General features: G+C 43.5%; 14 protein-coding genes. 7 read left to right on the top strand and 7 right to left on the bottom strand.

The features are described 5' to 3' along the window. Positions 1-57 precede the first annotated feature (57 nt). Positions 58-159 carry a DUF4372 domain-containing protein gene (locus KO473_RS13405; RefSeq protein ID WP_157195908.1) on the top strand — a complete coding sequence of 34 codons (102 nt, stop codon included), beginning with the start codon at positions 58-60 and terminating at the stop codon, positions 157-159. A 137-nt stretch (positions 160-296) separates the two neighbouring features. On the opposite strand, the gene KO473_RS13410 is transcribed toward KO473_RS13405, so the two are convergent. Beyond that, on the bottom strand, positions 297-4,163 hold the full coding sequence (locus KO473_RS13410) for a TIM-barrel domain-containing protein (RefSeq protein WP_005818755.1): 3,867 nt from the start codon (positions 4,161-4,163) through the stop codon (positions 297-299). Between the two features lie 456 nt (positions 4,164-4,619). Between KO473_RS13410 and KO473_RS13415 the strand changes: the two genes are divergently transcribed. The 5 genes from KO473_RS13415 to KO473_RS13435 are packed head-to-tail and all read left to right on the top strand — an operon-like array spanning position 4,620 to position 15,130. Next, the gene (locus KO473_RS13415; RefSeq protein WP_005818752.1) at positions 4,620-6,614 is read left to right on the top strand and encodes a site-specific DNA-methyltransferase; all 1,995 of its coding nucleotides are present in this window, start codon (positions 4,620-4,622) and stop codon (positions 6,612-6,614) included. A gap of 21 nt (positions 6,615-6,635) precedes the next feature. After that, complete coding sequence (locus KO473_RS13420; protein WP_005818748.1) at positions 6,636-9,668, top strand: type III restriction-modification system endonuclease; 3,033 nt, start codon at positions 6,636-6,638, stop codon at positions 9,666-9,668. Between the two features lie 15 nt (positions 9,669-9,683). Further along, positions 9,684-11,303 carry an RluA family pseudouridine synthase gene (locus KO473_RS13425; RefSeq protein ID WP_005818746.1) on the top strand — a complete coding sequence of 540 codons (1,620 nt, stop codon included), beginning with the start codon at positions 9,684-9,686 and terminating at the stop codon, positions 11,301-11,303. Between the two features lie 10 nt (positions 11,304-11,313). Then, a complete protein-coding gene (locus KO473_RS13430) occupies positions 11,314-12,213 on the top strand; it encodes a GNAT family N-acetyltransferase (protein WP_122130457.1) in 900 nt (299 codons plus the stop codon). Between the two features lie 58 nt (positions 12,214-12,271). Further along, positions 12,272-15,130, top strand: a complete 2,859-nt coding sequence (locus KO473_RS13435) for a hypothetical protein (protein WP_122130458.1) — start codon at positions 12,272-12,274, stop codon at positions 15,128-15,130. 13 nt (positions 15,131-15,143) lie between these two features. On the opposite strand, the gene KO473_RS13440 is transcribed toward KO473_RS13435, so the two are convergent. The 6 genes from KO473_RS13440 to KO473_RS23695 form a co-directional block, all read right to left on the bottom strand. Next, on the bottom strand, positions 15,144-15,563 hold the full coding sequence (locus KO473_RS13440) for a pyridoxamine 5'-phosphate oxidase family protein (protein ID WP_005818742.1): 420 nt from the start codon (positions 15,561-15,563) through the stop codon (positions 15,144-15,146). Positions 15,564-15,654: 91 nt separating this feature from the next. After that, positions 15,655-16,530, bottom strand: coding sequence for a helix-turn-helix transcriptional regulator (locus KO473_RS13445; protein ID WP_005818741.1), 876 nt, complete (start codon positions 16,528-16,530; stop codon positions 15,655-15,657). A 101-nt stretch (positions 16,531-16,631) separates the two neighbouring features. Then, a complete protein-coding gene (locus tag KO473_RS13450) occupies positions 16,632-17,846 on the bottom strand; it encodes a sodium ion-translocating decarboxylase subunit beta (RefSeq protein ID WP_005775879.1) in 1,215 nt (404 codons plus the stop codon). An 11-nt stretch (positions 17,847-17,857) separates the two neighbouring features. Beyond that, positions 17,858-18,298, bottom strand: coding sequence for a LapA family protein (locus KO473_RS13455; RefSeq protein WP_005818740.1), 441 nt, complete (start codon positions 18,296-18,298; stop codon positions 17,858-17,860). Between the two features lie 145 nt (positions 18,299-18,443). Next, positions 18,444-18,827, bottom strand: a complete 384-nt coding sequence (locus KO473_RS13460) for a hypothetical protein (RefSeq protein WP_005818739.1) — start codon at positions 18,825-18,827, stop codon at positions 18,444-18,446. A 163-nt stretch (positions 18,828-18,990) separates the two neighbouring features. Further along, positions 18,991-19,125, bottom strand: coding sequence for a hypothetical protein (locus KO473_RS23695; protein WP_005775876.1), 135 nt, complete (start codon positions 19,123-19,125; stop codon positions 18,991-18,993). A gap of 220 nt (positions 19,126-19,345) precedes the next feature. On the opposite strand from KO473_RS23695, the gene KO473_RS13465 reads away from it, so the two are divergent. Continuing rightward, complete coding sequence (locus KO473_RS13465) at positions 19,346-20,941, top strand: YfcC family protein (protein WP_005818737.1); 1,596 nt, start codon at positions 19,346-19,348, stop codon at positions 20,939-20,941. Positions 20,942-20,985: the final 44 nt, after the last annotated feature.

The raw sequence follows: 20,985 nt of genomic DNA on the forward strand, positions 1-20,985 counted from the left end.
TTGCAGCTGTAATGATGAATCAAGATAAATACGCTTTTTCTCAACTTTTCCACTTTTTTGAACAGAACTCGGTTTAACAACTACGTTCGTAAGTACGATGTCAACCGTTATGTGAAGCATTTTACTTACTGGAACCAAATAGAAAAGTCGCCAAGTTAGTATTTCTAACTTGGCGACTCTCACTTTTACTCTTCAAGAGGGCACTGAAAAGCCATCTGTTTTTTCAGTGCCCTCGGAAATTTCCGGGCAGCTTTTTATTTTTCTCCGTTCAAACGGCGGAGTATTCTTACACAAGTTTAAAACTTACGTGTGTTCAGGTTCTTGTCGACCAAAACGCCATCAATAGCTTTCAGATCAAACTTCACGGCACGTTTCGCTTTCAGCTTCAGAATAAACAGATCGTTTGTTCCTTCAAGGGCTTCTTTAGCTCCAAGGTTAACGAATGTAGGATAGAGTGCTTTTGTACCATTGGTATGGAGTCTGTCATAAGTCAGATTTTCCATAGCTTTGAGGTTCAGAGGTTCTACACCCACGAATTCATAATCCTGCTGATTGTATGGCAACGCAAAACTCAACGCATTTACAGAGCGGAGGTTGACACCTTTTACAAGCACTTCAACAACATCACCCTTACTGTAATTCCGTTTAGCAGTACTGATTTCAATGGTACCATCCAGTTTCTCAATCGGCTCTTCACTTACACCATCTTCCAATTGTGTTGCCACTACAGAAATATCATAAGCGTCAATCAAACCATTCTGATCAATGTCGCCTACACTGATATAGCCTTCATAGTCGGAATCACCTTTTCTCAGACCGGTATAGTTGGTATACGAGGTTAAATCGTTATTGTCGATCTTACCATCGTTATTGATATCACCCTGCAAACGGCTCTCGGTTCCGGGAACCTTAAATACATACAATTCCCTACCCGAACCATAGTTGTTTACACCTTCTGTTACAGCCAGTTTGATATAGCGTGCAGTCGGACGTTCAGTAAATGTAAATACTTTCACATCACCATTACGTTTCCAGTCGATTGCTCCGGCCTCGGTCCAGTTTTCCTTATCCATACTATAATATACAGTACCTTTCAGGATCGTTCCGTTACCACCATCGGTACGTGGCAGGTATTCGAATTTATCCAGCTGGTTCACTGTTCTCAGATCGATAATCATATCATAAGGCAGTGCTTTTGCTCCATACTTCGTATGCCACATATCACCCAGCTCGGCAAAGTCAAACAAACGATCGATATCAAATCCTTCCTGATTCTTCGCAGTTGTTTCACCCTTAATTCCGTGAAGAGCAAATTCCAGCGGATTAGCTTTTGTCTTAGCACCGAATTCAGCCCAATCCGAATAGCCATCCTTGTTTACGGCACGAATCTTAAATGTATAGTCTGTTTCAGCAGCCAGTCCGTCAAACAGCAACTCAGTATCCTTAATTGTTGTATACAACATGCCATTGAATTCTATTTCATAGAAATCGGCATTCGGCACTTTGCTCCATGTAGGTTTCAAAGTATAAGCTTCAATATTCTCGGCAGTAATCTGAGCTGCAGGAGCAGTCAGCGAACCGGACGTTACTCTGTAATTATCGGCAGGCGCATACTGGAAGCCTTCGATATCCATTACAACTTGATTTTTAGTAATATCGGTAGCAGCCAGTTTCACAAGAACTTGAGGGTTCTTAGTGATAACCTTCTTCTCAAATTCACTGCCCTTTGTAGCAAACTTATTCAAATTAGGAGCAGCGTCATAGAAGTATACGTTTTCACCTTTCCGGAAATCATCCATAGAAGACACTTCGGTCAACTTCACTTTGCCTTTACCTATCTGAGCAGAAACCTTCTTCGGCTTAGCAGTAACATTTACTCTGAATTCTGTGGCTTTCTCTTTTACAAAGCCATCGAAATCACCCTGTGTAGGACGAATCGAAATCTTCACATTATTCTTTGAATCAACATTCGATTCAATGAAAGTAGTGGTTCCTTTACCCTCTTTATATGCTTCAGATATACCGTCATCGTCATATTCAACGGTCATCATGTGCTTATACGGATAGATTTCGTAGATACGAAGTCCCTTATTAATTTCAGCAACGTTATTATTAGGATTGGTCATCGGGATGATAGCTCCGTTCTTTACGAATACCGGAAGCTTCCAGAGAGGAGCGGCAAAATTGTTGAGAACACAGTTACCCTGATATTTCTCTCCGGTAAAATAATCGATCCACTCTCCTTCGGGCAAATAAATGCCATCACGGATATCATTGCCTTCAGCATCTGCTTTGGTAGCTTTGTAAATGGGGGCTACTAAAAAATCGGTACCATACATAAACTGATACTGCGTAGTTGTTCCCAAGGTGTAAGCATTCGGATATTCCAGGAACATGGCACGGATAAGCGGCATACCGGTTACAGCCTCTTTTGCGAAACTATAAGTGTAAGGCAGTAATTCCGATTTCAGTTTCAGATACCAGCGATTGATAGAAGTGGCAGGTTCGCCCAGAGCGTGAGGATACTTTTCATTAGATCCCCATCCGTCCATATTCAACTGCATCGGAGTGAAAGTTTTCCACTGGAAGTCTCTGGTGTTGACAATCATATTCTTGCCGCCAAAGATACCATCCATATCCGAAGAAATATTAGGCTGACCTGACAGGCCTGAACCGATATAAGTCGGGATATGGAAACGGATGTACTCCCATACACCGCCTGTCTGGTCACCCGACCAGATTCCGGCATATCGTTGCGTACCGGCCCAACCGTCAAGTGAAATAATGAATGGACGTGCATCGTTACCGTAATAAGGCATAATGTGACCCACATCTGCTACTCCATTCAATCCGAACGAATATCCCCAACCGACCCATGCTACGTCTGTTTTCAACACACGCACACCGGCATCTCTAACTTCTTTCACGATATCTCTTTGCAGCAATGCACTGATGCCTTCTTTCGGATGTAAATCCGATTGTGTCCACAATCCAATTTCAACGCCATTCTTACGGGCATAGTCACCCAGACTTTTCAGATTCTGAATATTTCCGTCGAGTGTTTCCGTCTGTCCGTATCCGGCACCATATCCATCATTCGGCAGGAGCCAACCCAACGGCATATCGTGATTCTTGTAACGGTCAATCACTGCACGGGCCGAGAACTGATAATTATTCTTTTCACCATTCAATGATTCTTTGATTCCGCCATTATCTTTCTGACTTTCTTTATAACGCTTTCCATCTTCGAACAAGATTCCTTTTTCGTCTTCCTTCCAGTAATCACGGTTATAGGCATTCAAGTGACCCTGATAAAAACCGAACTTAGGCAACAGCACCGGATTACCGGTCAATTGATAAAAGTCATTCAGAATCCCTACGGCACCATCACTAACCATATAGAATACATCAAGATAAGGAGAATCGTGCATAAGCTTCACTTTACCTTTTTCTTCCGCACCGAAATCATATTTACCCGGTTTGAAAGTATACCACATCATACCATAGCCGTTAGTAGACCAATAGAAAGGCGTGGGTGAAGCTACTCCACCGTCTGTCCAGCTATTTTCGTTTACAATATTAATTGCTTTTCCTTTGTGTGAAAAACGTCCGTTCTGCACACCACCGCCATAGAAGTATTCGTTGGGGTTCTCTTTCAGAGTTACAGTAACTTTTCCTTTATCAAAAAGTACCGGTTCGGCTTCTTCAAAAGCTACAGCATTCTTTTCCAGGTCGATCACTTTCATCAAAGAAGTATTCTTGTCGATTTCCACTTTGATTTTCCCCGTAGTGATAGAGATGAGATTGCTGCCATCATTCAAGTTGAGTGTAGAAACTGTGTTTCTGGGATTGTTTACCAGAATTTGTGCTTCAGGTTTTGCTTCCGGATCACGGATGATTCCTCCGGCATTGTCCTGAAATACTCTGAAGATGTTTTCCCCGTAGAAATCGAATGTCATTCTCTGATTATTAGAGAATAATACTTCAATCGTAGTCGGATTGATTTTCTTTGCACTAACGATCTTCAAGTTTTGTTGTGTCACTTCTCTAACGATTTCGGACCGATGCATAGCCTGCATAGGCGAACCGGAAAACATCAGAGGCAAAGCGAGGGCGAACAGCACTGCTTTTCGCTGCCTACAATTACCAATTGCGTTTTTCATGATTTTTACTATAAAATTTCAACTAAATATTACTCCATTCTGTCAATAGATTGAATACGCAAAAATAGGCAAAAGTATTCAGAAAAGGCATATTCTATGAAAATAAATACAAGTAAATACGCTTGCTTCCTATAATTCAGGAAGTACTTTCGCACCTTATGCCTCTCTCCTCCTAATCATCAATCTCAAAACATGGGGATGTTTAGTATAAGAACACCCCCATGTTGTCCACCTAAACATCCCCATGTTTTGATAGCAAACATCCCCATGTTTTTCTATGTGGAATTAGAACATAAGACTATCCGGTCAGCAAGATAAAGCACTTGCCTTGTTACGTAAGCTAACAACCGGTTCGTGATATCGATAGGTTACTTCATTAAACACACATTATTTATAGAGGAAATTAGCCAATCAGAATGAAAATCTTAACTTTGCAGGACAAAAATGAAATCATATATGGAAAAGCTAAAAATGGAATCTGTGAGTATCGCAGAGGACAGCCTGAATAAAATAGCCGAACTCTTCCCAAACGTAGTCACTGAATCGATGGGTAAGGACGGACAACTACATAAAGCTATCGACTTTGATAAACTGAAATTCCTGCTTACAGCCAACCAAGCAGAAATGGGAGTGGTATATGATGACGACGAACGTTACGAATTAACATGGGTGGGCAAGAAGCAGGCGATAAGAGAGGTGGCGCATCCCATCCGCAAAACATTACGTCCCTGCCCGGAAGAGAGCAGGAATTGGGAGCAAACCCAAAACCTGTACATCGAGGGAGACAATCTGGACGCAATGAAACTCCTGAAAAAGAGTTATGCAGGAAAGGTAGACGTTATCTATATCGATCCGCCTTACAACACAGGTAAAGACTTTATCTTCAATGACACATTCGCTCTTTCACAGGAAGAATCCGACGAGAAACAGGGCAGATATAATGAGGAAGGGCAACGGTTGTTTCTGAATACAGAGGCTAACGGAAAGTTTCATTCCGATTGGTGCAGCATGATGTATGCCCGGCTGATGCTTGCCCGTATCCTATTAAATGATAATGGCATCATTTTCATTTCTATTGACGATCACGAACTGGCAAACCTGATTAAAATAGGAAATGAAGTATTCAATGCTTCAAATTTCATCGATGTTTTTAATTGGGCAAAGACGGAAACTCCGGAAAATCTCTCGAAAAAAAGCAAGCAAATCATCGAATACATTGTCTGCTATCAGAAGAAGAAAAACGACATGAAATTCCAGGGTCTGAAGAAGGAGTCGGTCAGTTCAAACGGTCTGTTGAATCAACCGAATTCCGTCGGCATTCTGACTTTCCCCGCCAACAAAGTAGTTACTTCCATCCCCGACGGAGTGATAAAAGCGGGCATGTACGGAACAAATGCTTATGACGTGGAATTACTGGAAGATACCACCGTACGTGACGGACTGTTTACAGCCCCCGTCAAGCTGAAAGCCAAATTCAAATGGAGTCAGGAAAATCTGGAGAAAGAGATAAAAAAAGGAACAACCATCAAAATACCGACTCTTAAGTTAAGTCCTTCGTACGAAAAACTGGAATATGACCCGGAAGTTCCACCCAACCTGATCAATTACAAAGTAGGAGTTGAAACTAATGAGCAGGCCGGTAACTATCAGCTACAGTTCTTTGATAAGAAAGTGTTCAACTTTCCGAAACCTGTCAGTCTGATTCAATATTTATGTGAGTTTATCGACACCAAAAACCAAGATTGTATTGTGATGGACTTCTTCTCTGGTAGTGGCACTACTGCCGAAGCGGTTATGCGGATGAACATGAAACCGCGTAAAAACAAGGTGAAGTACATTCTCGTACAACTGCCGGAAGATGTGACTGAAACAATAAAAAAGGCCAAGACTCCCAGTGAAAAAGAGATCATGCAAAACGCGATCGACTTCCTCACGGAAAAGCATAAAGCATTGAACATCTGCGAACTGTCCAAAGAACGTATTCGACGTGCCGGAGACACAATTGAGGCGGAATGCAACCAACTTAAATTAAAGAACCGCCCGGACATCGGTTTCCGTGTTTTTCGGATTGCCGACAGCAATATGAAAGACGTATATTACAGTGCAGGGGAATATTCACAAAGTGATTTGTTTTATTTCACAGACAATATCAAAGAAGACCGTACCGGACTCGATCTGCTTTATGGTTGCCTGACCAACCTGGGACTATCCCTGTCACTCCCACACGATGAAGAGGATATAAATGGATATACGGTTTATTCTGTCGACAAGACCGAATTAATGGCATGTTTCGCAGAACAGATTCCCGAAGAAGTCTTCCGTGAAATAGCCGGTAGGCAACCACGCCGGGTTGTTTTCCGGGATGCCTCGTTCAGAGATAGTGCCGATCGCATCAACATAGACGAGATATTTAAAACGTTATCTCCCGGTACTACGATCGAGATTCTTTAAACAGAGAAGGAAGATACAGAAATGAAATTAAAATTCAAACATCAGAAGTTTCAGGAAGACGCAGCAAAAGCGGTATGTGATGTCTTTGCCGGGCAGCCATACAAGATGCTCGACTATCAAGTAGAGACCCGGAAGAAAGACGGACAGACCAGTTACGAAAGGTTTACAGGATTCCGTAACCACCCTGTCGTACCCCAACTCACAGATGAGATCGTTCTGAAACATATCCAGGATATCCAGCGTGCCCAACAAATCAAACCGTCGGAAGCGCTGGAAGGGAAATACAATCTCACCATCGAGATGGAGACAGGAGTCGGCAAAACATATACCTACATCAAAACCATCTTCGAACTGAACAAACGCTACGGTTGGTGCAAGTTCATCATTGTCGTACCCAGTGTTGCCATCCGCGAAGGAGTCCACAAAAGCCTGGAGATTATGAAGGAACACTTTGCCTCGGATTACAGCACCCCTCTGTCTTATTTCATCTACGACTCCAAACAGTTGGGTGAATTGAACGCATTTGTCACAGACAGCAGAATCCATGTAATGATCATCAATTCACAGAAGTTCAATGCTACGAACAAAGACGCCCGCCGCATCTACATGAAACTGGATGATTTTGGCGGCAGCTGTCCTATCGATGTGATTGCACAAATGAATCCGATACTGATTATCGATGAACCCCAGTCGGTAGAAGGAGTCAAAACAAAAGAGGGATTGAAACGATTCAATCCCCTGTTCACACTGCGTTATTCGGCTACACACCGCGAACTCTATAACCTGGTCTATCGCCTGGACGCGATGGAAGCTTACAACCTGAAACTGGTTAAGAAGATTGCCGTCAAAGGTATTTCCATCAGTGGAACAACAGCCACCGAAGGCTTCGTCTATCTGGAAGGTTTAAACCTGTATCCGGACAAAAATCCGACTGCCAATATCGGATTCGAAATAAAAAGGACCAAAGCAGTAAATCAGGTAGTACGGACTCTGAAAGTAAATGATGACTTGTACGCTAAATCAAACCGTCTGGAGGAATACCGGAACGACTATGTAGTTACAGATATCAACGGCGTTGAAAATTCCGTCACCTTCCGGAACGGTATCAAACTTTATGCAGGTGACGTAGCGGGTAGCGTCAACGAAACTCAACTACGACGCATCCAAATACGCGAAACTATCTTGTCACACATAGAAAAAGAACAGAAACTGTTTGAGAAAGACATCAAAGTTCTCTCCCTTTTCTTCATCGATGAAGTAGCCAAATACCGCCGGTATAACCCGGACGGAAAAGGAGAATATGCCGAGATTTTCGAACAGGAATATACCGATATCATAAAGCACCTGGATTTTTCGTTATTCAATCAGCCGGAATATATCGATTACCTGAAATCGACCGTGGCATCGAAAGCTCACGAAGGGTACTTCTCTAAAGATAGAAAAGGAAAACTGATTAACAGTAAAACCGAGCGCAGAACCAAAGAATCGGCAGATGAGGAGGCTTACGATTTGATTATGAAAAATAAAGAACGTCTGCTTGACCGAAAAGAGCCGATCCGCTTTATTTTTTCACATTCCGCTCTGCGGGAAGGATGGGACAACCCGAACGTCTTTCAGATCTGTACCTTAAAACAAAGTTCGGCAGAGGTACGCAAGCGTCAGGAGGTGGGACGCGGGCTGCGCCTCTGTGTAAACGGACAAGGCGAACGCATGGACGTCAACGTTTTAGGCGAAGAAATGCATCGTGTCAACCTACTGACCGTGATAGCCAGTGAATCGTATGAATCGTTTGCCAAAGGCTTACAGACAGAAATGGCAGAAGCCATAGCCGACCGCCCACAGAAAGTAACTATCCAATTATTCAAGGGCAAGACGCTCCGATTGCCTAACGGTGAAACCATCATAGCCACCGAAGATATAGCACAAAGTATCTACGACTCTTTACTTGAAAACAAGTACATCAAGAAAGGAGAACTGACGGATAAATTCTATGATGACCGTAAACAGGGAGAAGTGATTTTCGACGACGAGCTCACAGATTATAAGGCATCTATCATGAGCATCCTGGCCTCTATCTACAATCCAAGGGAGATGCAACCGGACGATGCAAGGAAATATAACATAAATCTTCGGTTGTCGAAAGATAAACTTGAAAACAGCAAACTTCAGGAATTGCTAAAGCTGCTATGCAGCAAGTCAACCTACACCGTAAAGTTTGACGAAAAAGAATTGGTAGAGAAAGCAATCGGGAGCTTAAATGAAAAGTTAAGAGTACCCCAGCTCTATCTTTCTGTCATTACAGGCCAAATGGACGAAATCAAGTCTAAAGCAACTTTGGTTTCGGGAGAGGCATTTAAAGTAGATCCCAATCAGGCGCACTATGAAAAGATAGATGCCATGGCAAACGATCAAGTAAAATATGACTTGCTCGGTAAACTCACAAACGCCACAAATCTGACCCGAAAGGCAGTTGCTCAGATTCTTGCCCGGATAAAACCGAATGTATTCGCCCAATTCAGAAATAATCCCGAAGATTTTATTATTAAGGCTTCGGAACTGATTAACGAAGAAAAAGCGCGTCTGATAGTACAACATATCGAATATAGCCCAATCGACCAGTACTATGATGTATCGGTCTTTACCCAGGCAGCTGTTCAAGGATGTTTGGGAGTAAACACAATGAAAGCAGATAAACATCTGTACGACCATGTGAGATTCGACTCTCGAAATGAAAAAACATTCATGGAAAAACTGGAAGAAAATGACGAAATAGAAGCTTATGTAAAACTACCCAACAGTTTCTATATCCCTACTCCAATGGGAAAATACCATCCGGACTGGGCCATCGTCTTCAAACAAAAGTTGTCGAAGTATCCTTATTTTATAGCCGAAACCAAAGCCAGCGATTCTTCCCTGCAAGACCGGGAAATAGAAAGGGCAAAGATAGAATGTGCCAAAAAACATTTTGCGAATGTAAACGGTGGAAAGCTTAAATATGATAAAGTAAGTTCCTTCGAGGAACTTTTGAAAATTGTCGCACAAGATCCCGTTTAAATCCAATAAAATAGCATGTTTCATTCCTTCCAGACCTCCATTGCCGGCATCGAATTGCCCCACTTGTTTACTTATCCCTTCCATTACACTCCTCATCCGTTATGTGTAATGGCAGCAGGAGAAGTACAGGCTTACATAAATAAACAGACAAGATGGAAAGAAGAATTGGACAAAGGAAAAATGTTCGGCGTATTGATAGTCCGTACTTCTAACGGACAAATGGGATATCTGGCTGCTTTCTCGGGTAGCTTGTGCGGAAGCAATTCACACTCTTTCTTTGTACCACCGGTATACGATTTGTTGCAACCGGATGGTTTCTTCAAGATAGAAGAAGAACAAATCTCGGCTATCAACCGCCGAATCGGACAATTGCAAAACAGTGACCGGTATGTGAAACTCCAACAAAGGCTGGCGAAAGAGACAGCCTCATCACAACAGGTATTGACCGAAGCGAGAAAGACCCTGAAAACGGCAAAAGAAAAACGGGAACAGCGCCGGCAGCAGCAACCGGATGAAGATGAACAAGCTGCCATGATACGCGAAAGCCAATATCAGAAAGCAGAATTCAAACGTCTGGAAAGATATTGGAAAGAGCGAATCTCCGAAGTGAAAGCAGAACTGGAAAGTATTTCATCGCAGATTGAATCTCTCAAAGCAGAACGCAAAAACCGTTCGGCGGCATTGCAGCAAAAGCTATTCCATCAATTCAGCTTTTTGAATGCCAGGGGAGAAAGCAAGAACTTGTGTGCTATCTTCGAACAAACCATTCAGCAGATACCACCTGCCGGAGCAGGTGAATGTGCCGCGCCCAAGCTATTGCAATATGCTTACCTAAATGGATTGAAGCCCATTGCCATGGCCGAATTCTGGTGGGGAGAATCACCGAAAACAGAAATCAGGCGTCACGGTTATTACTATCCGTCCTGCAAAGGAAAATGCGGGCCCATTTTACGTCACATGCTACAAGGTCTGGATGTCGAACCGGATCCTTTGGCAACAGCCCCTGCCCCGCCAAAGGAAATAGAGATTCTCTTTGAAGACGAATGGCTTCTGGTTATCCATAAACCGGAAGGACTACTCTCCGTACCTGGAAAATCGGAGGAACTGTCCGCCTACAGTCTACTCAGGGCCCGCTATCCTGAAGCTACGGGACCGATGATCGTACATCGACTGGACATGGCAACTTCAGGATTGTTGTTGGTAGCCAAAACCAAGGAAGTACATCAGCACTTACAGGCGCAGTTTGAAAACCACAGCATTAAAAAGCAGTATACAGCACTGCTGGAAGGTATCTTACCGACAGACGAAGGAACCATCGATCTTCCCATTTGTCCGGATCTTCTTGACAGGCCCAGACAAAAAGCAGACAGAGAATCAGGCAAAAAGGCCGTCACCCGATACCGCGTAATAGATCGCAAAAACGGACGAACCCGTATCGCTTTCTTCCCGCAAACGGGACGTACACACCAGTTACGCGTTCACTCCGCCCATCCGTCAGGTCTGAATTGCCCCATCGCAGGCGATGAACTCTACGGCAAGAAAGCAGAGAGACTTTATTTACATGCAGAACGTCTGGAATTTACCCATCCGGTGTCCGGACAACGAATATATATTGAAAAGAAAGCTGACTTTTAACAAATAACCAATGATAGAACAACCCCACATACACGAGTATGACAAGCTCCTTCAGGTTTGGGAGGAGGCAGTTCGCACTACCCACCACTTCCTGACCGAAACGGATATACAGTTTTATAAACCTTTGATCCGGAACGAATACTTTGCCGCAGTACAACTTTATGTCATCCGTGAAGATTCGGGAACCATCGCTGCCTTCATGGGACTGAGCACCGATTGTATCGAAATGCTGTTTGTCAGTCCTAAGGCCCAGAAACAAGGCTATGGCAGTGAACTGGTTGAATTCGCCATCCGTGAAAAATACATTTATAAAGTAGACGTAAATGAGCAAAACACGGCAGCATTAGGATTCTATCTACATCAAGGATTTGAAGTGACAGGCCGCGATGCCTTGGACGGAACGGGAAAACCATTTCCTGTTTTACACCTGCAAATTCCTCTTGTCCGGCTGCGAAAAGCAAGGATCCAAGATATAAGTTTGCTGCAAACAGTGTTTACACAAAGCGTACAGAACACTTGTTCTGCCGATTATAATCACCTACAGATTCAAGCATGGATCGGACGAGGAACTCAACAACGTTGGCAGGAATTATTTCAAAGTGACTTATGTTTTCTGTTAGCAGAAGATATCAGACAATCACAAATAGCCGGATTCACCTCTATCAACCCTAAAGGGTATCTGCACAGCATGTTCGTCCATCCCCAATATCAGCATCGGGGTATCGCTTCCATTCTGTTGAGAAAAGCTGAAGAGTATGCCCGCAATTGTCGCGCTGTATCGGTTCACTCGGAAGTAAGTATCACCGCCCGACCTTTTTTTGAAAAACACGGATATATCACCGAAAAAGAACAAACGGTCGATGTGAACGGCATAGAAATGACTAATTTCTTGATGTATAAACGAATTTAACAGAACAGACTGAGATTTTTTTATAGCTTTGCGACAGATAACTATTTAAAATCAGCTCATGTTACAATCCAAATATCTGTTTCTTTCGCTTCTTTGCCTGCTGGCACCGCTCCGGCTTCATGCACAATTCATGGATTACGGGTCGGATCCCGCCCGGTTTAAATGGAACATAGCGAAACTGCCTCACTATGATCTGGTATACCCGCAAGGAAATGATTCAATGGCCTATCGATATGCTCTCTTTCTTGAAAATGTATATCCCCATATGTCCAAGACCATCGGAAAGCCGATCAAAGCCCGTTTCCCGGTCATTCTCCATCCGGCCAGCATGCAATCCAACGGAATGGTTTCCTGGGCACCGAGACGGATGGAACTGATTACAACTCCTTCTTCGGACCTAAGTACTCAAAGCTGGGATAAACATCTGGTATTGCACGAGTCGCGCCACGTATTCCAGACCGGAAAGGTGATGCATGGTATCTTCAAACCTCTTTATTATATAATAGGTGAACAGGCAGCCGGTGTGGCCTCCTTTTTTCTTCCTGTGTGGTTTCTCGAAGGAGATGCGGTAAGCACCGAAACTGCCATGTCAAATGGCGGACGGGGACGTCTTCCGGAGTTTAACATGATCTATCGTGCCCAATTATTAGCAGGCGGAAAGCCTTATACTTTCGACAAGTGGTTAATGGGATCTTACAAAAATTATACAGGAACTTATTATGCATTGGGCTACGATATGGCTTCATATGCCCGCCAGCGTTATGGAGCTGATATCTGGGATAAAAGTACCAGCCGTTATGTCCGGAATTTATTATTTGAAGGCTCATTCAAGCATTACACAGGAAGCAGTTTCAAACGTCTTCAGCACGACACATTCGATTTCTTGCGGAAAGAATGGGAAAAACAGGATACCTGTACACTTGTGCCCGACTACCTCTCTTCTACCTCAAAAACCTACACCTCTTATCGATATCCCCAATCGATCAATGACAGTGTAATTATTGCCGTCAAATCCGGACTGAAAGATATAAACTCTCTGGTAGCCATCAGCAACGGTAAAGAAAAGCATCTGAGTTATATCGGAAGTATCAATAGTCGTCTCAACTTCCGGAACAACCGGATTTACTGGAGTGAATTGGTTCCAGGGCTCCGTTGGACGCACGAGAACTATTCCGTTCTGAAATATTATGATTTGGATAAAAAGCAGATAAAAACAATCACCCCGCGCCAACGTTATCTGGCCCCGGCTATCGACAAGTCCGGTCGGACCATTGCGGTCTCCCGCCCCACTGTAGAAGGCAAAAACCAACTTGTATTGATAAATGCAGAAAAGGGAAAAGAGCTATCCTCTTTCGACGTACCTGACAACGCATTTATCAAAGAACTCACATTCGGAGAAGGCCTTGATATTTTCTCCATAGCCGTAACCGATTCGGGAACCAGTCTGTTGGAATTCAATCCGCGGTCCGGAGAGTGGAAGGAGTTGATAAAAACCACCTCAGCCAACATCACCTCTCCTACTTGGAAAGACGGAAAACTCTTTTTTGAGTCGGGAGCCAACGGCACAAATAATATCTACTGTCTTCATCTCTCCGACAAACAGGTTTATCGGCTGACAGCCGCTCGTTTCGGTGCATTCGATCCTTCATTTTCCCAGTCAGGCAACCATCTGCTTTTTGCTGATTATCAAGCAGACGGATACCGGATTGCTGCGTTGTCGACTGACAGCTTACTATTTGAAAAGGCCGATTTAGCCCGTCCTGCTCCGATGCCATTCGTTGAAACATTGGCTGCTCAAGAACAGTTCAACCTTGACTCTACCCGTCTGGATAGCATTGATTTCACCCCCAAACGCTATCATAAAGGTACACATACTTTCAAGATACACAGCTGGGCACCTTTCTATTATGATGTGGCCGAAGCAATGAACAGCAGTGCAAGTGATTTAAGTACAATTGTCAAGCCGGGAGCAACCATTATGTCACAAAATACACTGAACACTGCCATCATGCAGGCCGGCTGGTATTATGACGAAGGCTACCATCACGGTAAACTGTCATTCACCTATCAGGGCTGGTTCCCTATAATCAATCTTGCTGCCGACTATGGTGATAAGGCTTTCAATATCGGCTGGACCAAAGATGACAAAGGTCAGGATATCACCAAAGGATATTATCCCGGACGCAATCTACTGGAAGCGGAAGCGCGAGTTTACCTCCCTTTCAACCTGACACGTAACCAACGCATACGAGGCATACAGCCTGCTTTTACTTACTATTTCACAAACAATAAGTATCAGGAGTATCATAGTGGAAAGTATCGCAACTTCCAATACATTCTCCCGGAAATCCTATTTTATGATTACAGGCGAAAAGCACAACGCGATATCCTTCCCCGAAACGGTTACCAGCTTCGGCTGCAATACTTGAAAACCCCGTTCAATAAGGAGAATTTCGGTAGTTTGTATGCTGTCCGACTGACTACCTATTGGCCGGGTATCATCAGGAATCACGGATTGATGCTCCGCTTGGGTTACCAATATCAAGACCTTGACAATAAATCACTGTATCTCCCCAAACATCTGCTGGAAAAGCCTCGCGGATATCATTTCCAATATCAAACCCGCCAACAATGGGCCTTCAAAGCAGATTATGCTTTACCCCTGCTTTCGCCCGACCTGAGCATCAGTTCACTGATTTACATACGCAGGCTGCGTGCAAATCTTTTTTATGACTTGTCACGCAACCAAGCCAGTCGCAAAAGCAACTGGAGCACACAAAGCTCTTACGGAGGCGATCTTATTTTCGATTGGAATGTACTGCGTATGAGTTATCCGCTCACGACAGGCGTACGGCTGATCCAGCCGATCGACTATGGAAAATTCCAGGTAGAAGCACTGTTTTCAATCAGCTTCTAAGATTGAAAACAGCCTACTCTACCTCAAAATCTTCCGAACTGAAGTTTCCATAACGCCTGCCGGTGATAGCGGTGAACTTCAGTACACAATAGTCCGGATCTGTAACGCCAAGCGGATAGTAGAGCGTATCGCCTTCTCTCCATATCATTTCTTTAGTGGAATTATCTGTAAGCACTTCCATCTTACCTTTCAGCATAACTCCCCTAAAAAAGCGAGAGTCACAGAAGTAGACACAAGCATGCTGGTTCTTCAGGTATTGAGTGGTACGCATAGAAGAGGTATTGGTGGTAAAATAAAGAGTCCGAATACCTTCACGCTTCCGGGGCTGTAACATTGCTTTAATATTGGGGAAGCCTTCTATATCAACAGATCCGATAAATGCGATCTTTTGCTTATCAATCAGATTCCCAATCGTTTTCTCTACATCTTTCATTGTTCTAAATTTTAATAGTTTTACACTGACACAAAGGTACAGAAAGAAAAAAGAGGGTATGTGACAGAAACAAAGGCAGAAATGACACTTTTTATGGTTTATGTCCCCTCCGGTAGCCCAAAGGAGTTTCTCCCGTATACCGGCGAAAACAACGGCTGAAATAAGAAACCGTTTCATAATTCAGTTCGAAAGCTATTTCGGCAACCGGCAAATCCGTGTAAGCAAGCATCCGCTTTGCTTCTTCCATCACTTTATTCTGAATATATTGCTTGGCGCTTATCTGCATAGCGGTACTCACTATTTCATTCAGATAGTTAGGAGTAATACACAGTCTTCCGGCATAATACCGCACGGTACGGTATTCACTGAACCCACGGTCGACCAACTGTACAAACTGAACAAGATACGGACTGCGTCCTTCCTTGTTTATCCCTGCATCCGATACGGTCTGCACGTAAAAACGGTCAAGCAGCATCAACGCTTCATAAAGTTGCGCTCTCAACACATGAACGTCATTCTGTCTGAACAGATCAATCTCCTCCTTAATAGATTGCAGAAGTTGCAACATACGCAGAAAAGAGCGTTCCGGCAAATGTATTTTCAACGATTCCTTCACCGGATTGAAAAAGGAAAGATGCTGCACAAACAAAGAATCTTTAAAGAAAGAAGATAAAAACTCTTCTTCAAATATCAGAGCATATCCATTCACAATCGCATTTGTATCCCAGCTACGTATCTCTCCCGGCTTGGAGAAGAACACATCTCCCACACCGCCCCGGTAGGTATGATTATCAAGAATGAAACTTCCTTCCCCTTCGGTGATAAAGGTAATGTCATAATAAGTCAGGGTATGAACAGAACTTTTAACGACATATTTCTTTATATCTTTCAGTTCTACTATATCCACCAGCAACTCACTGCCGTACTTATTCTTTAAAAAGGTATATCGAGGGATAAGTTTTTTCATAACCTTGTCTTTCAAACTATCTGAGAGCGACAAATATACAAACTGTAAATGGATAAGCTCTGTCAGTCACTCATGAAATCATTCTGTCAGCTACAACATTATTATAAATAAGGTATAATCGTTATGTAAATACCCGTAATGATAGCCGAAGTGATTACTCCTGAAATGTTTGCACCCAGTGCATCCCCCAGGATGAAAGAGTTCGGATTATCTTTACTTACCAACTTCTGGGCAACCTTTGCCGTAGTAGGCACACAACTCACGGCAGCAATACCGATCACCGGATTATAGTTTCCTTTCTTAATGAAATACATGATGTAACCACCCATGATTCCCCCGATACCCGACAATAACAAAGCAAGCATACCCAACACCAAAAGTTTCAGAATTTTCGGATCGAGCAACAAATGGGCATCACAGAGCACACCCAACAGTAATCCCAGCATAAAGGTAGAACCATAAAGCAACGGACCACTTACAAAATCATAGATATGCTTCATGCCGGACTCGCGTACAGCTACCCCTAAGAAGAGGGAGAAGAATAGTGGAGAAGCAACCGGAAACAAGAAACACAGCACAGCACACAGAATAGCAGAAAAGGCAAGCTTCACTTTTGCGTCATAATTTTTAGGAGCTTTCTTCTCCACCATCTTGATAGCACGCAGACGTTTAGGAATCAGCAGCTTTACCAAATAAGGATATCCCCCGTATGTTAATCCCAAATACAGATAAGCCACCACCGTAATAGGCACAAACAAGTGTTTGGCCAAGGCAAGCGAAGTAAACAGCACCATCGGTCCATCGGCTCCGCCGACCATTGCAACAGAAGCGCTTTCCTTTAAAGACAACCCCAGACCCGAAGCGATAGGCACTGTAAGGAAAGTCCCCAACTCAGCACAAAGGGCCAGGAAAATACTGGCAAACGGTTTCTGCAACAAGAATCCGACATCAAGCAACGTACCGATTCCCATAAACACAAAGCAGGCTATCAGTCCGTTACTAAACGTCAATGTATATACCGGTTGCAGAAAGTCAATCTGCATCGTATTCATCAACGCGTCCGTATCCGATAACATAGGGTCCAGAAAAAGGTTCCCCAATGCTCCGTCGGGCATAATCAGTGTTCCGCAATTAATGGCTACCATCCCCAGTCCCATCGGAATCATAACCATCGGCTCAAGCACACCTTTCCAGCCCAGATAGATGAGCAGAAATCCCAAAGCTATTAAAAACATACGGGCACTGGCCAGAAACCATCCGCTGGCCATCATTGTTCCAAATCCCTGAAACAGGGTTCCAAAGTCTATACTTTCCATACTATCAAGATTTATTTGTTTTTATTGGTTGAAGATGCTTTCTTATTGTTCTTTTTGTCATGCTGTAACATTTGCTCTTCTTTGCGAAGAAACATGGATCTTGTATCTTCCGGATAAAAATAATCCATCAGTCCGCGTTCCGGCTCACCGGGACTGACACCGTGGTAGAACCCGCGATTGTCTCCGGGATGTTTGGTGATGCCCCTGCTGAAGTCTTCACGCCCGTCACTCCCGTACTCCTCGTCGCTAAGGGCACTTTCGGTTATCAAGATAGCTACTTTCTGATGAAGTTTCCGAATACGTTTCAACCGGGCAAGCTCTTCCTGGTGTGAACTGTAGAAAGCCAATGAATCAGCCGCAGAAGCAATCAGCTTTATTACTCCGGCAACGAAAAAGCCAATGACGAAGGTAAGCCCCATCATGGCAAAAGTGGATAACAATAAACTAAACATAACATGGTATGATTTTAGATTGAAAAAATAAAATGCAACGAATGACGACTGCCGGAGGGTGACAAGACACACTTCCCCGGCATTTATCGGAACAGATAAATGGGGTTACCCAATCACTTCAATACGGAAGTGTGAAACCGAAAAGCTAAATCAGGATATGCCCTAACGAGTATACATAATACCCGCTGGAATATTTAATGAAGTTATGATTGAAATCCGGATAAGCATCTCCCTTCTCCGACTGGCGGATATGAAAGGTATTAAGCAAGCGGATGGCAGTCTGTAATTTAAGTTTTAATACTTTGGATGAACCGAGTTCCCGTGAAAAAGAACCGTGGGGAAGGATGGCATCACTCACTTTCGAGTCAGCCGTCTGGTCGTTGAATAAAGAGTGGTCTCCGGCACATTGCGATATAAAGGTTGCAGTAACTCCCGCAGGAAGTTCCGCGTTCTCTTCTGCAGGGGCTGTGCAACCGGCTCCATACATTAAGAAGATACCTATCAATATGCAGAATACGTACTTTATCATAGTGACCGCAAACGTAGTAATAAATTTGAGATAAAACAGGATTCGTTGTTTAATTAACGAATATTTTATAATGATTGTTCCCGGAACAGACAGATAAATGACAAAAAAAGCGGAGAATCATCCGATTCCCCGCTTCTTATTCATATAATATAGGTGTGTTTAATTACATGGTAACCTGCTTTGCAAGCAGTTTTTGAAGTTTGCCATTCAACAGCTGGCACATTGTTCCATTTCCCATTGCTTGGTAACGTTTGATACGGTACTGCAACATCATAATTTCATTTGCATTCTTTTTCATAATTTTGGTCCTCTTTTTTTGCTCTCCACGTTTTGAAGAGCGGTTTTACATCTTGTTTTCTTTATTAACACTGCAAAGATACGAAATGTTTCTGAAAACATGTTCTAAAACATAAGAAAAGTGTATTATTAGTTGATTTTTCTTTTTTATAAGGACAGATTTGGCAAGTGCATATTACAAATATATTGCATAACTTTGCGCTTTATCAAGAAAAACGACTATGCTAAAACGGATACCCCACACATACACCATCATTTCTTCTGTCATCTTGCTCTGTGCAGTGCTTTCCTGGATCATTCCCGCAGGTGAATATGTGCGCGAGACCATTGACATCAACGGCATTTCCCGCACAGTCATTATAGACCACTCTTTCCACCGGGTAGAACAGACACCACAGACCTGGCAAGTGTTCAGTGCTCTTCTTGAAGGCTTCGAACGGCAAGCGGGAATCATCGCCTTCTTATTGATCATGGGAGGTGCCTTTCAGATAATGAACAGCAGTCGTGCCATCGATACCGGCATCTTTTCGTTTCTGAACTTTACGAAGGGGCTTGAAAAGCACAGACTGATTAAATCATTGGGTGTAAATAATGTGGTGATTTCCTTAGTCATTATTCTTTTCAGCCTCTTCGGCTCCGTATTTGGCATGAGTGAAGAAACCCTGGCCTTTGTCGTTATCATCGTCCCGTTGGCCATTTCGATGGGATATGATTCCATCACGGGGCTTTGCATGGTATATGTTGCTGCCCACATAGGTTTTTCGGGCGCCGTACTGAACCCGTTTACCATTGGCATTGCACAAGGCTTGTCCGACTTACCGCTATTTTCCGGATTTGAATATCGCATGCTTTGCTGGCTGATACTGACCACGGTCCTGATAGTCTGTGTACTCAGATATGCCGCTGTCATTAAAAAGCATCCGGAGAAATCACCCATGTATCATGCCGACGCTTATTGGCGAAAACGGGAAGAAGAAAGCAGCGGAGAGATATCCCGTGTCACGACTCGTCCGGCATGGATCGTCTACATACTGTTACTCATATCCTTATGCCTGTTTTCCATCATTTACCCAACCAGTACCTTCGCAATAGGCGAAGCGTCTGTCACCTGCTATGCAGTGCCCGTCCTGTCTGTTTTATTTGCCGTCTTCGGCTGGCTGGGTTTACGTAAATCCAACCAGTTCTTCATACTGACCTTGCTTGCGTTCACCATTCTTTTCCTGATTACCGGTGTCATGGGACATGGCTGGTATCTGCCAGAGATCTCCGCCATCTTCCTCGCAATGGGTATTCTTTCGGGATTTGCCAACAGTGAAAAAACAGATAACATCATCAGGCAATTCATGGATGGAGCCAAAGATATGCTATCAGCTGCCATTGTGGTAGGTCTGGCAGGAGGGATCATCCAAATACTGCAAGACGGACATATCATCGACCCGATCTTACATTCTCTGGCTTCACTGATGGGAGAAACCGGAAAAATAGTATCTTTGGGGGTGATGTACCTGATACAGACACTGATCAACCTGATTATCCCGTCCGGATCGGCCAAAGCTGCATTAACCATGCCTATCATGGCACCTTTTTCCGATGTCATCGGACTTTCGCGGCAAGCTACAGTAATGGCTTATCAGTTTGGTGACGGATTTACCAACATGATCACACCTACTTCCGCCGTATTGATGGGAGCCTTGGGCATCGCCCGCATCCCCTACGAGATATGGGTGAAATGGTTCTGGAAGGTACTTCTTTTATTCATCATTTTGGGAATGGTATTGCTGATCCCCACAGTACTCTTCCCTATGAACGGATTTTAGGAAACAAAAAAAGCAATCATAATCAAATATATAAACCAACAGCA

The sequence above is a fragment of the Bacteroides sp. HF-4919 genome (genome assembly GCF_018860125.1).